Raw genomic sequence first — 12,682 nt, forward strand, 5'->3', positions numbered from 1 at the left:
GAAGAGGGAAAGAGCTGGATGGCGCGGCACGTCCCTGTGCCTGACAACAGGGCCGTTACTTCACTGTGGCTTTTCCTATCAGGGCTTTGACGGTTTGCTTGCCAATACCCTGAATCTTGGCGAGATCCTCTATGGACTGAAAGTTACCATTGTCCTGGCGATATTTCACAATGGCTTCAGCCTTACTTTTGCCGATACCTGGCAATTGCATCAGTTCCTTGGCCGAGGCAGTATTAACATTAATTGCTGACATACTGGCCTCAGTTTGTACCGCCCTGTCCTTGGTTACATCCTTATCTGATGCCAGGGCGGGGGCGGTGATGCCCAGCATCAAGAGCGACAACAGTAAGTACTTTTTCATATCCTTTTCCTTCTATTCCTTGTCATAACGCTGAGCGTCGCATTCAAGTGTAGACCTAGTTTGATGTTTTGTTGGTCAGTGGTAGGGATTTTTAATACTGTTTGTCCCTGGACATCGCCGCTCATTCGCCTCCATGCGACAGCAGCATACGCCCGCCAAGGATGGCGGAAGTGCAGAAAACGCAGGAGCAGCTTTTCTGCCGCCCGCCAAGGATGGTGGAAGTGCAGAAAACGCAGGAGCACTATAGCGTAAGGAGCGCTATAGAACAGCTTTAGCTGGCCTGCTATGCAGGTAAGCTACAGGGAAGTAGCTTATAGTTATTCTGCCCGTCCATCCCTGGACATCGCCGCTCATTCGCCTCCATGCGATTGCGGCATACCGTCCATCCCTGGACATAAAAAAGCCGGTCAGGGACCGGCTTTAGTGTTGTGGGGCACGCTTACAGGCGTTCTAACACTGCCTGGGTAAAGTCAGTGGTGCCATGTGAACCGCCCAGATCGCGGGTAGTACGGTCACCTGACTCAATCACTTCCTTAATGGCGGCACGAATCCTCTCGGCTTTATCGGCCATACCCAAATACTCCAGCATTTGAATGGAAGCCAGGATCACTGAGGTTGGGTTGGCCAGATTCTTACCAGCGATATCCGGCGCTGAGCCATGTACCGCCTCGAAAATAGCACAGTCTTTACCGATGTTGGCACCTGGGGCCATGCCCAGGCCGCCAACCAGGCCGGCGCACAGATCAGACAAAATATCACCGAACAGGTTGGTGGTAACAATCACATCAAACTGATGGGGATTCATCACCAACTGCATACAACAGTTATCGACGATCATCTCTGTTGACTCAATTTGTGGATAACGCTGAGCGACCTCGCGGGCCACCTTGAGGAACAGACCAGAGGTCGACTTCAGGATGTTGGCTTTATGTACCGCAGTGACCTTCTTGCGGCCTTCACGCACTGCCAGTTCGTAGGCAAAGGTGACAATGCGCTCTGCACCTTCGCGGGTGATCTTACTCATGGCTTCCGCTTCGCTACCATCAGCAGATACAACCTGACCAAGACCGGAATACATACCTTCGGTATTTTCACGAACCGTGATGATATCAATATTTTCGTAGCGTGCTTTCGTGCCTTTAAATGATAGTACCGGGCGCACATTGGCATATAGCTGGAACTTTTTGCGCAGGCTGACGTTGATTGAGGTGAAGCCTTCGCCCACAGGTGTGGTCAGGGGACCTTTCAGTGTCACCTTGTTGCTGGCAATAAGATCCAGCGTTTGTTGAGGGAGCAACTCACCGTGTTTTTCCAGTGCCACCAGGCCTGCGTCGGCATAGTCATAGGCAAAATCACAGCCGGCCTTTTCCAGAATTTGAATGGCTGCATCAACGATGTCCGGACCAATGCCGTCACCACGAATAACAGTAATACGCTGTTGAGTCATGAAGAATTCCTATGTCTGTCGTCAGGCTGACCCATTGGCAAAGGTAACACCATGGGCGATGGGTTCCGGTTATTGTCAGTACCGGAATTATGGGCGCGTTTTATAGCACTTTAGCCGATAATTTTCCAGCCGATAGCGCCAAAGTGCGGGAAATGCACCACGCTTATCCAGACAAAGGACAGTAGCAATGGCTTTGCTCTATGGCTTGCCATTTGACCATTTGGCATTGTGCTGTGTTGATATCTAATAAGTTTATTGCTGCCAGGTGGTATGGGCAGTTGTCATCCAGTGTTTCAGCAAACCAGATATGCCTTGCTATCATCAAACTAAGTCCCAGCAGACAGGCTGAGGCGCGGATACCAACCGGCATATCATGTGGCATGTCCGCATGGTATTTAAGTGCTTGCAGTAACTTGTGCTGTTGATGCCAGCCTTCTGCCAGTTTTAAGGCATGAATTTGCATATCTGCGGACTGCGGAATGAGTCCGCTAAGTGCATAGGCCGGGGTTGCCGGCTTGGGCAATTTGACCATAAGCTTGATGGCTGGATGGGTGAAAAGACCGGCGCAGGCGAAATATCCAAGGGTCATGGCTTCATCACTATCCAACGAGGCATGCTGATGTGCCAGTGCTTCCATAATTCTCACCACGAGCTGGGTGAATTGTAAAAGGCTTTCCTGCAAGGGGAAGAAATGCTGATTCAACCTGCTGATTAAGGCTTGCTGGATCAATAAGTGGCGGGTTCGTTCCAGCCCCTGAAACAGTAAGGCGTGTTTGACTTCCGACATTCTTAGTTTAAGTCTGGTACGACGGCTGGCATCTTCACTTAACTGACGGGCTAAGAAACCTTCATCGGCAATATGTCTGGCCAGATTGTCCAGATCTGAATCGGGGTGGCCGAGCAAATCCTGTATCACGAGAAGTTTGGCCGGAGGCTGGCTAATTGGATAAGTGGATTTACTCTGGGCCGACAGAGTGGGGGAAATCTCACAAGCCTGTTGCCAATCTGAATTCCAGCAGCTCTCAAAGACACTGACATCCGGGAAGCACAGCCTGGGGTGAATGGCATTCACGTTGTCATACGATATCCATTCCACACTTTGCCCTAAGCCATTGTCTGAGTCGGGGACACCTCTGACTATTACACCCGCATCTGAAACGGACAGCACCATAGCCAGCCGCTGGTCGGCGAGTTCGATATGGCTGCCAGGCGGTATTCCCCCTGGGAACGGATAAAGCCCGTCCATCAAGGGTAAAAAAGTAGGAGGAAGTTTTTGTGCGACTGCTTGAATTGCTTCATCAAAATGCTTTTCCAGCATTTTGTCAGCCAGCAATGTGGCAAATACCAGCAGGCGCTGTGTCGTCGACAGCCTGTGCAATGCCCGGTAAAAACCTTGCTTTCCAGCATGGGGTAAAAGGTTATGCAACATCAACGCGCCGCTGTACCAAAGCGGCTGATTACATTGCTTTAGCCAGCGAAGCAGGAGCTGATACTTCTGATTGTCTTGTATCACTGAATGGCAAAGCGTGGCGCACAACAAGCTTTGTGCAACGCTATCGTTAACCGACATACGTTGGCAAAGCAACTGAGTGATAATAAGTCTGCGTAAGGTTTGCTGACTTTGCAGGGCAAGGGATTCTAACCTGATAAGGGCCAGAGCAGTGAATTGGTCACAAGCCTGGCTGGCTTGTTTAGCTTGCCTGGCTACGGCCAGGCATTGACGTAGCAGCGATGTGCTCAGTGTTGCCAGATTAGCTTGTTGTTCAAGTTCTTGCAGGGCCGCTAAGAGCTGAATGCCGGGACTTGATGTTGAACTCACTGCCAATCCAGATACTGCTGGTAAGCTCCTTCTCCCCAGGCGATCAGTTGATCATTCTTAAACAGCAAAGGTGTACATTCATTCATGGTGGTAATGCCATCAGACTCCATATGTTGGGTACGATAGAACATTACCTGCAGCTTATCATCCTGGCTGTGCTTGGCTTCGCTGATATCCGGTGAACCGAGTAACTCAATAATCGCTTGTCTTGCCGTACCAAGTTCCAGCTTGCCGACTTGCACTTTGTTGTATTGTTCACGGTCCTGCCAGTCCATGGAATCAGGATCATCCGGATAAAATAATAGTACCAGCACCGCGAAGAGCAGGTAGATAATCAGTCCGAGGCCAATTCTTTTTGCAATGGTTTTATTCATAATTATTGTGCGTTATTACTGCCTACCGTTAAAGTCTACACAAAACACAGCGCCAAGACAGTGGTCTTAGGCGCTGATATTGAGCGCTTGATCTTTATTTCACCAGTTTATAGCAAGGGTGATACTGACTACCAGGCAGCTTCATCCGATGTTGGGTAACAAAAGACTGAAGTAGTTCGTCCAACATCTTCATTAATTGCAGATCGCCGTTTATTTCAAATGGACCTTGTTCACGAATTTGCCTGACGCCTTCGGCCTTAACGTTACCTGCGACTATGCCTGAAAAGGCACGTCTCAGCGAAGCAGCTAATTGGGCTTTAGGCTGATTCATATGCAAATTCAGCGATTTCATATTGTTATGAGTGGGTGCGAAAGGCATTTGAAACTCTGGGTCTATTTTAAGGGCCCAGTTGAATTGGTAAGAATCGCCCCGCATCTTGCGGTACTCAGTGATATCTGCCTGGCTTTGCTTGATGGTTCTGGCGACCTCGGCTGGGTCATCGACGATGATGGTATACAAACTTTGTGCTTGTTTACCTAAGGTTGCACCGATGAATTGATCAATGCTGGCAAAATAATCTTCACATTCCTTGGGGCCGGTCAGGATAATGGGCACCACCTGATCCTGGTTTTGCTCATGCAACAGAATACCGAGCAAATACAGTAATTCTTCTGCGGTTCCAACGCCGCCGGGGAAGATCACTATGGCATGGGCGATTCGGACGAACGCCTCCAGGCGCTTTTCAATATCCGGCATAATCACCAGTTCGTTGACTATGGGATTGGGGGGCTCGGCAGCGATAATGCTGGGTTCGGTAATCCCCAGATAGCGACCGTGTCTGACCCGCTGTTTGGCGTGCCCTATCGTGGCGCCTTTCATCGGACCTTTCATGGCGCCTGGACCACAACCGGTACAGATATTTAACTCGCGCAGTCCCAATTGATAGCCGACTTCTTTGGTATATTTGTACTCCAGCTCACTGATGGAGTGTCCACCCCAGCATACCACCATGTTCGCGTCACCACTGGGACGGATAACCTCTGCATTACGCAGCATATCAAAGACCATATGGGTGATATGGATAGATTCAGACTGTTCGACCAGCAAGTTGTTCTGGTAACGGGCGCCCATATGTAGCAAATCCCGCAACACAGCAAATAAATGCTCATGAACCCCTTTGATCAGTTTATCGTCTACAAAAGCCAGAGCAGGTGGGTTGACCAGTTCAATCTTCACCCCGCGTTCGCGGCGCAGAAGGTTGATTTCGAAATCTTCATAGGGAGAAAATATGTTTTCGTAGTTGTCTTCATGGGCGCCACTATTCAGCACTGCCAGGCTGCAATTGCGAAACAGCTGATAAAGTTCGCTGGAGGTGGATTTTTTCAGTCTGTCTACTTCCAACTGGGACAGCAGACTCATGGCCCCGATGGGGTTTAGCTGTACAGTTTTTTTCATTATCATCCTTTACTGATTATGCAGCGGTTTCGGCCCTGATGCTTAGCTTCATATAGTGCGCGATCGGCACGCTCGAAGACGGTGTCAACGTCATCTTCACGGGAAAAGCCAGCAGCACCAAGTGATACTGTGATACTGACCGCTTGCTCTTTGAATTTGAAGGGGATTTTTTCAATTTGTTGGCGAATTTTTTCCAGCACGCTATCCAATTCTGCAATGGGGGTTTGCGGAAACAAGATCACAAACTCTTCTCCACCCCAGCGGGCTAAAAAGTCTGTGGAGCGCAGACATTTGGCAATTTGCTGGGCAATAACCTGCAAAGTCTTATCGCCCCCAGCGTGGCCATATTTATCATTAATACCTTTAAAGTGATCGACATCAACCAGAGCCAGGCTTAAGTCGGTGCCGTATCGGCGCCAGCGCCGATATTCCAGCTCGACCCTGTCATTGTAGGCATAGCGGTTGGGGATCTGAGTCAGAGGATCATGATGACTATGGTATTTTTGTTGTAATAGCTTTTGTTTGTATTCAGATGCTTCTTTTTCGAGCAAGGTCAGTTGATCCTTCATATCCCTTAACAGGTTCATCAGCACCAATTGTTCTTCTTTGTCGGCCCGTTCACGGTGGTCTAACGTGGATGCTATCTTACTCAGGTAGTCGCAGGCCTGTTGTTTTAGCAAAGACAGATCATGGGCTTCCCCTACTGCCAGTTCGATACCCTGAAGATGTTGGCGCAGTTGCTGATTACTTTGTACCTTGACTTGATATGCCGCCTGACTGTCTTTGAGTGAGCGGCCCACCGCCTGGCTGACATTATTCAGGGTTGAATGCAAACTGGTTATAAAACGTTCGGCTTGTTTTCTGTCTTTGAGCACATCCTTCAATAGACAGCGCACGATCACCAGACAGCATTCCAACAGCTCATTGCGCTGCAGACCATGATCGAGCCGCTGGCGGATTTCTTGTAACTCTTCGTCCTTACTGGCGCCGGACAGTTGCAACACCAGTTCCCGTAATTCGCAGACCAGTTGCTGGTGCAATCGTTGCTCATCTTGGTCAGTGGAAGGCTTGGTTATCTTGTTGCCTTGTGTAGCGGGGATTTCGGCCAGCGCTCTTTGGTAGAGTGATAAGACTTTTTCTAAATAGGCCTGACCAGTATAAATCGATGCATAACTTTGTCGGATAGTTTGCAGAAATTGCTGAGAGTCCTCTTTCAGGGCCTGAGGCACATCTGGGGTTTCACGTAACTGTTGAATGGCATCTTCCAGCAGGGCCTGAAACTTGGCATTCTGCTGGCGGCTGTGGTCAGCATTGTCCATCAGCAACCCGGTCAGTTTGCCGATACTGACTTCCGCCAAAGTAAAGTTAACCTTGCCCCCCAAATGCCCGCGTAACACCTGAAGTTCCTTGTCAAGCAGGGGGTTTACCCCATCATAGAATTTGCTGAGTCTTAAAATAAATTGCGACAGCGTATCAATTTGATGCTTAAAGCTACGCAGCACTTTCTGCTGGTTCTGGGAAGACAGATCTAATCGCACAGTATTTGTTTGTGACTCATTATCCATGCCAATGGGTCCTTACTTTCGGCTCCGTGTCAGACCAATGGATTGGGCTGTCAGCTCATCGCGTTGCGAGGTACGATCGTCAGTATAATGGTTATTTATCTGTGTATAAGCAATTTTTTTAAGAATATCGGGGAGTTGGGCGTATATACAGGAGCGCTCAGGCAGAAAAAACAAAGGGATGGCAAGCCATCCCTTTGTTTCAGTCGTCGTTCAATGGACGTTTGACCAGATAGTAGGGTAACCGGTCATTTTTATTATTGTTAAGAGGCATGTGTGTTCTAGTCCTGTTATCAACAACTGCGGACATTTTACACAGTTAGCTTTAAAGTGAAAGTGGTTTTGTAATTATTCTTGGTGGCTTTCAGTTTTACTGGCGAATCAGTCGAAAATTGGCATAGGGAGATTCAAAATTACTTCTGAAAGGATTGATGTCCAAACCACCGCGACGGGTGTAGCGTGCATAAACAGTCAGATTCTGAGGCTGACACTGCTGCAGGATGTCGCAAAATATCCGCTCGACACACTGTTCGTGAAACTCGTTATGTTGCCGGAAAGATATCAGGTAGCGTAACAGACTCTCCGGTTGGATTTCGTTTCCGCTATAGCGAATTAAAACACTCGCCCAATCTGGTTGGCTGGTAATCAGGCAATTGGATTTGAGCAAGTGACTGATATGACTGCGCTCTACCAACTTATTGGTACAGACCAGCAATTGAGGATTGGGTTGATATTCACTTACTTCAATATCCAGATCATCCAATAAATCAGCCTGATAATGCTGGATTTGGTAATCCTTGGTGGCGCCGAGGTCATGCAATCTGACCTTAACCTTTTCTCCGGCACAATGGGATAAGTCCCTGCTAAGTGTGGCTTGTAGTTCATCCCGGCCGCCAATCTTCCACTGATTGAAGCTGTTCAAATATAGCTTGAAAGACTTGGATTCAATTAAGTTTGGGCTACTGGCTGGGATCTCAACCTGCATCAGGGCTACACAGGGTTTACCCTTAAGATTCAGCCAGGACAGTTCATAACCATTCCAGATATCTACACCATGGAAGGGTTGATTATCCACACATCCCAACGCTTGCCGATTCATACTGCGAGGTACGGCCTGCAACAGATCCGGTGTGTATTGGTCAATATATTCTGAAACTTTCCCGAGACTGAGATGGGTGAGGGGATTGGTGGCGTTATGCTCTGTCATCATTTTTCTGTGCAGGTTAAACTGACACTATTCTAACGTTTTTCGTGTTCAATCAATAGATATGCAAGTTGCCAGTAGTCTACAAACCTTTGTTCAGCGTTATGTTCAATATTATCAGCAATCTGGGCGGCCCTTGCTGACTGACTGGGATGCGAACTGGCTTTCTCCTTGCCAGATTGGCGAGACTGATGCCGCTGGACAGATTATATGGCAGCCTGTGGCCAGAGTCGGGCTCGCTGACTTTGTTGATACCGAACGGGCGTTGGAGCTTGAGTTTCACCCGGATATCAAGGCGTTTTATAGCGCATATTGGAGTGAGAATCTGACGGCCCATACTTCCAGGGGGGACTTACAATTGCTGTTGCCTTGGAATGAGGATGACTTTATCCGCTTGCAGCAAAATTTGATTGGTCACGTGCTGATGAAAAAGCGCTTAAAGCAGCCTGTCACCCTGTTCTTTGCAGTGACGGATGATGATGATTTTATTCTCAGCCTGGACAACCACAGTGGTCAGGTGGTGCTGGAACGCGTGGGCTTACCTGCCTCAGAGGTGCTGGCGGATAATCTCAGCAGTTTTCTTGACGGTCTGGCACCAGGCCCAGGCGAGGTTTAGGATTTGCCCAATTGCTGATGAATCTGAGTAACCAGAGCGATAAGTTCTGACATCTGCTTTTCCAGTTTATCTACCCGTTGTGACAAAGACGGAACCTGTTGCTCGGTTTCTGCCACGGGTTTGGCCTTGGCCGCTAATGCCTCGGGTGCCTGTTTCCACTTTTGTAATACCGACAGAATGTCGGCCAGCGGCAGTGGCTTTTGTGCTCTGGACTTTATCAGAGCCACTGAGGGGGCTTTCCCTGCCGCCAATAATTCCTTGCATAACGACAAAATATAGTCCGCATTGTTCATAGTATTGGTCAATTTGGCTATCTAGTGGTGAATAGAGTCATTCTAACACTACCTAAGCATGGCATTGATATTAAAAAGTGTTTTAATATCAGTGTTATACAACTTGGTTCGGCTCTTGCTTACACCCATTCACATCAACCAACTGTCCAACAAGACGAGGAAAATAATGAATAAATGGATAGCTGCGATTACGTTAAGTTTGGCTGTAGGCAGTTTATCTGGCTGTATAATTTCGGTTAAACCTGATCAGTATCATCAGGCAGATTGGGAGAAACGTGAAAGCCAGAATCGCCAAGAGATTGCCAGGCTAAGCCCAGGGTTAAGTCTGGAAGAAATTACTCACCGCCTGGGGGTACCCGATTTTAGCGAGTATCACGATCAAAATGGCCAAAAGGTCCAAGTCTTGTTTTATCGTACCCATCGAAATCATGGTGATGGTGTAACAAGCAAGGATGAATGCACACCTCTGGTGTTCAAAGATAACCACTTAAGTGGCTGGGGCGACGAGGCCTATCGGACATATTAGTCTGAACCTAATGCTTACTCATTGATCAGCGCAGCCTATTGTTGAGCTGATCAATGACTTCAGCCCACTCCGCATCATCAGTCAAGGCATGCTGAATAAAACTGCTTTGAGACGAGTTCCAGAAGGGTGCCTGCTCCAGCTTGACCCGGCTGTCTAAGCCTTTATGACGGTCTATAAAGCGGTTTATCGCTCCTTCGTCACTGGCGAGCCCCAACTGGTTAAATAGATCGTTAATGCTTGGACTGTTGATGTTCATACCTTCCTCCACGAAGATAACAAAATGTTAACAAATTCCCCGTGCTGGGTTATTGTCTTATCTACAACTATAGACAACTTCTGTTGGAAACGGCATGAACCTGGCGTTGGCAAAAGATAAAGTAAAAGCGGTATTCCTGGCGGCTGAAGATCTCAAGATCGCTGCTTCGATTTTATACCAGGCTTACCATGATGATCCGCTGTTTATGAATATATTTCAGGCCGATAAAGAGGGCTACGAAGAGCGACTACGCGCTGCTATCCGTGAAGAACTGCATACTTTTTGGATCGCCAAACAGCCTATGGTCGGGTTATTTGAAGGCGAACGACTGTTGGCAGTGGCCTGCCTTATTCAGCCCAACGCCAGCCTGGGACCCAATCGTTTCTGGCATTGGCGTTTAAAAATGTTGTTGACCGCTGGATTCATGGGCACCCGACAAATGGTTGAGAAGGAGCAAAAGGTCAGAGAGCAGGTGCCGGCAGGACGTTACCATATGCTGTCGTTTATTGGTGTGCATCCGGATCATCAGCATCGAGGCTTGGGGCATGTATTGATGAGGGCCATTGATACCTTGATGGATGAAGATAGATCCAGTGAAGGGGTTGCAGTATTTGTCACTTTGCCCAAATGTCTTGGCTTTTTTGAGGACGGTGACTACGGGTTAGTGAAAGAATTACAGGTTGGCCGTATCGCTGGCCACTTGATGTTTCGGCGAAAAAAATAGCACTTTGCTTAGCGTTTGCGCAGCTTTATTTGGACTGAGCATTTGGCCGTTGTCAGACGTGTAAGACAAAGGCCGCTTTCTTTGTAAGACATTTCTCACAAAACTGTAGGATAAACCGCTTTTGTTTATGCCGACAAACTCCTACGACTTTTCTTAATTTATTGAAATGTAAAGTTTATTGGTCTTTTCTTCTTGTCTGTCATAGTGCATTTATGTTGTCAGCCTGAATTGGGGGTATGGCAAATAATCCCCTGTGCTTTATCTTTATCCCTGTCACAAGGAAACACGATGGGTCAGGGAAGAGTTTTGGATACCTTCAGGATGAAGGGCAAGGATGAAGCCTAAGGAGAAGGCAAAAGGAACAGCTTCAGGGGGAAGCTAAAGGAATAACTTCAGGATGAAGTAAATGGACAACCCTGGGAGAGGGGAATCGCGCCACAATGGAGGCAGCGTACAGGGATAAGGGAGCGGGATCCACTCAGGACGAGTGTCTTACTCAGGGAGAGTAAGGGCAAACGGATTGGATTCCAGATGGAACCGGAACAAGGATGATAGTGGCAAAGGTATGCCGTAAAGGGAATTAGTATTTGGTAGGGGCGTGGTCTGATGACCACGCCTTTATTCTTTTTGGCGCCTTGGTTTGGCGGGGTCAAACCCGGTAAGGCGGCAACTGGGTATCTGTTACTTGCATTCCACGCATAATTAAACTGCCCTGATAGGCATCTTCGCCGTTACCGGAAAATTCAAAATCAAATTCACAGTACCAATCCAGTTTGCCGTGAAAAGGACGAATTCTGGTCTTTCTTCTGGACAGGGAAATAAGCTGTAAGCCTTGCTTATTGCAATAGTCCTGCAGATAGCCATAGGCTTTTTCACTCATAGCCCTGACTCGCCAGAATTGCCAGGCCAGCGCCAGAATCACCATCATTAATAGCAGGTCAGCCAGATTCATTGCTGTTGCTCGCTAAATAGTCGTCCGATGGCCTGGGTAAGGGCGGGACTTTTGTCTGTGCTGCGCAGCATGGCCAGCATAGCTGCTCTGAGCTGCGGCAATCTGACCAGATCTGCAAACACTGGTGCAAACAAATCCGGCGTATGTTCAGCCACAAGATTTATATAGGGTGAAAGCAAGTCATGGGGTAGCAGCCTGTGCCAGTGACGCCCTGAAATCGTTATCAGCAAATCGCTGTCAATTTGCTCACCTTGCAGCAGCTTGCTGAGTGTATCAGCCACTAATCCATCAGCCTGACTTTGGCTGAGAGCCCGTAATCCAGCTATTTGCCAGGCTGGCTGTGTCGGGTGTGCCGCCATCTGTGCCAGTATAAACTCACTCAGACCGACATCCAGTTGGTGATTTTCCAAGGAATTCAATAAGGTTAGCTGCACCTGTTGATGTAATGCAGTAAATTGACTGATAAACAATTGGCGTGTCTTAGGGTCGTCCAGACTAGCGGCTAAATCAGCCAGTCCTTGCAAGGCCAGGGATTGCCACTCCTGATCCGCAGGGGCACGAATATAAGCCTGAACATTAGCCAGGTGTTCTGATTCGGGTAATTTCATCGCCTTACGCACTAAAGCGTTAAAATCTGCCATTTGTTGTTGGCCCGGAACAAAGCCATAAGGATGTTCCGGCAGGGTGTCTGGCGAGGCGTTGTCCATCTGTTTGCCCAACGCTTCTAATACAATACCCAGGAAATGATTGCGGGCGGCACTGACCAACATTCCTTGCTCGTCCAGTGGCAGTTTTAAAAACCAGATGTACTGCTGATGACTAAGCTGCTTATTCCAGAACAACACAGCCAGCCAAGCATAGCCAAGTCGGGGATAAGGATGGGCCTTGCGGTTATTTTCTATATCTAGAAAGGTTTGCGGATCCAGCTTACGGATCGCGCGGCCTAAATCATATACCCGGTACTGACAGCCGGATTGCAGCAGGAATTCACTCAGTGTACTGATACTGGTCATGTTACTCTTGGACTTTTCGCCCCTCCGATTGGAGGTGCACCATATTGCCTTAATTTGAAGCAGGCAAGTATAACCCGAT

14 protein-coding genes are annotated in these 12,682 nt (G+C 48.2%); 3 read left to right on the top strand and 11 right to left on the bottom strand.

Going from position 1 to position 12,682, the window contains the following annotated elements; genetic code table 11:
• Positions 1–55: 55 nt before the first annotated feature.
• The 7 genes from CSR04_RS12185 to queF form a co-directional block, all read right to left on the bottom strand.
• Complete coding sequence (locus CSR04_RS12185) at positions 56–361, bottom strand: ComEA family DNA-binding protein (RefSeq protein ID WP_102796586.1); 306 nt, start codon at positions 359–361, stop codon at positions 56–58.
• Between the two features lie 439 nt (positions 362–800).
• A complete protein-coding gene (locus tag CSR04_RS12190; RefSeq protein WP_102796587.1) occupies positions 801–1,808 on the bottom strand; it encodes an isocitrate dehydrogenase in 1,008 nt (335 codons plus the stop codon).
• A gap of 163 nt (positions 1,809–1,971) precedes the next feature.
• Positions 1,972–3,627 (bottom strand): HDOD domain-containing protein, encoded by a 1,656-nt coding sequence (locus tag CSR04_RS12195; protein ID WP_102796588.1) that lies wholly within the window; start codon positions 3,625–3,627, stop codon positions 1,972–1,974.
• Positions 3,624–4,001 (bottom strand): DUF3192 domain-containing protein, encoded by a 378-nt coding sequence (locus tag CSR04_RS12200; RefSeq protein ID WP_102796589.1) that lies wholly within the window; start codon positions 3,999–4,001, stop codon positions 3,624–3,626. The genes CSR04_RS12195 and CSR04_RS12200 overlap by 4 nt, the downstream gene beginning before the upstream one ends.
• Before the next feature lie 94 nt (positions 4,002–4,095).
• Positions 4,096–5,457 carry a nucleotide 5'-monophosphate nucleosidase PpnN gene (ppnN, locus tag CSR04_RS12205; protein WP_102796590.1) on the bottom strand — a complete coding sequence of 454 codons (1,362 nt, stop codon included), beginning with the start codon at positions 5,455–5,457 and terminating at the stop codon, positions 4,096–4,098.
• A 2-nt stretch (positions 5,458–5,459) separates the two neighbouring features.
• Positions 5,460–7,022 (bottom strand): diguanylate cyclase domain-containing protein, encoded by a 1,563-nt coding sequence (locus CSR04_RS12210; RefSeq protein WP_102796591.1) that lies wholly within the window; start codon positions 7,020–7,022, stop codon positions 5,460–5,462.
• A gap of 367 nt (positions 7,023–7,389) precedes the next feature.
• Positions 7,390–8,226, bottom strand: coding sequence for an NADPH-dependent 7-cyano-7-deazaguanine reductase QueF (gene queF / locus CSR04_RS12215; protein WP_216362567.1), 837 nt, complete (start codon positions 8,224–8,226; stop codon positions 7,390–7,392).
• A gap of 61 nt (positions 8,227–8,287) precedes the next feature.
• Here queF and syd point away from each other — a divergent pair, with 61 nt between their 5' ends.
• Complete coding sequence (gene syd / locus CSR04_RS12220) at positions 8,288–8,839, top strand: SecY-interacting protein (RefSeq protein WP_102796593.1); 552 nt, start codon at positions 8,288–8,290, stop codon at positions 8,837–8,839.
• On the opposite strand, the gene CSR04_RS12225 is transcribed toward syd, so the two are convergent.
• On the bottom strand, positions 8,836–9,132 hold the full coding sequence (locus tag CSR04_RS12225; RefSeq protein ID WP_102796594.1) for a hypothetical protein: 297 nt from the start codon (positions 9,130–9,132) through the stop codon (positions 8,836–8,838). The two genes, syd and CSR04_RS12225, sit on opposite strands and share 4 nt — an antisense overlap.
• A 166-nt stretch (positions 9,133–9,298) precedes the next feature.
• Between CSR04_RS12225 and CSR04_RS12230 the strand changes: the two genes are divergently transcribed.
• Positions 9,299–9,658: a DUF3192 domain-containing protein gene (locus CSR04_RS12230; protein WP_102796595.1), complete on the top strand. Its 360-nt coding sequence runs from the start codon at positions 9,299–9,301 to the stop codon at positions 9,656–9,658.
• 25 nt (positions 9,659–9,683) lie between these two features.
• On the opposite strand, the gene CSR04_RS12235 is transcribed toward CSR04_RS12230, so the two are convergent.
• Positions 9,684–9,914 (bottom strand): DUF2789 domain-containing protein, encoded by a 231-nt coding sequence (locus CSR04_RS12235; protein ID WP_102796596.1) that lies wholly within the window; start codon positions 9,912–9,914, stop codon positions 9,684–9,686.
• A gap of 94 nt (positions 9,915–10,008) precedes the next feature.
• Here CSR04_RS12235 and CSR04_RS12240 point away from each other — a divergent pair, with 94 nt between their 5' ends.
• Positions 10,009–10,638: a GNAT family N-acetyltransferase gene (locus CSR04_RS12240; RefSeq protein ID WP_102796597.1), complete on the top strand. Its 630-nt coding sequence runs from the start codon at positions 10,009–10,011 to the stop codon at positions 10,636–10,638.
• A gap of 649 nt (positions 10,639–11,287) precedes the next feature.
• On the opposite strand, the gene CSR04_RS12245 is transcribed toward CSR04_RS12240, so the two are convergent.
• Both CSR04_RS12245 and CSR04_RS12250 read right to left on the bottom strand, forming a co-directional pair.
• A complete protein-coding gene (locus tag CSR04_RS12245; RefSeq protein WP_102796598.1) occupies positions 11,288–11,590 on the bottom strand; it encodes a DUF3301 domain-containing protein in 303 nt (100 codons plus the stop codon).
• Positions 11,587–12,603, bottom strand: coding sequence for a DUF3549 family protein (locus CSR04_RS12250; protein ID WP_172449346.1), 1,017 nt, complete (start codon positions 12,601–12,603; stop codon positions 11,587–11,589). The genes CSR04_RS12245 and CSR04_RS12250 overlap by 4 nt, the downstream gene beginning before the upstream one ends.
• Positions 12,604–12,682 lie beyond the last annotated feature (79 nt).

It is taken from the genome of Bowmanella denitrificans, from assembly GCF_002887595.1.
GTDB classification, from domain to species: Bacteria; Pseudomonadota; Gammaproteobacteria; order Enterobacterales; family Alteromonadaceae; genus Bowmanella; species Bowmanella denitrificans.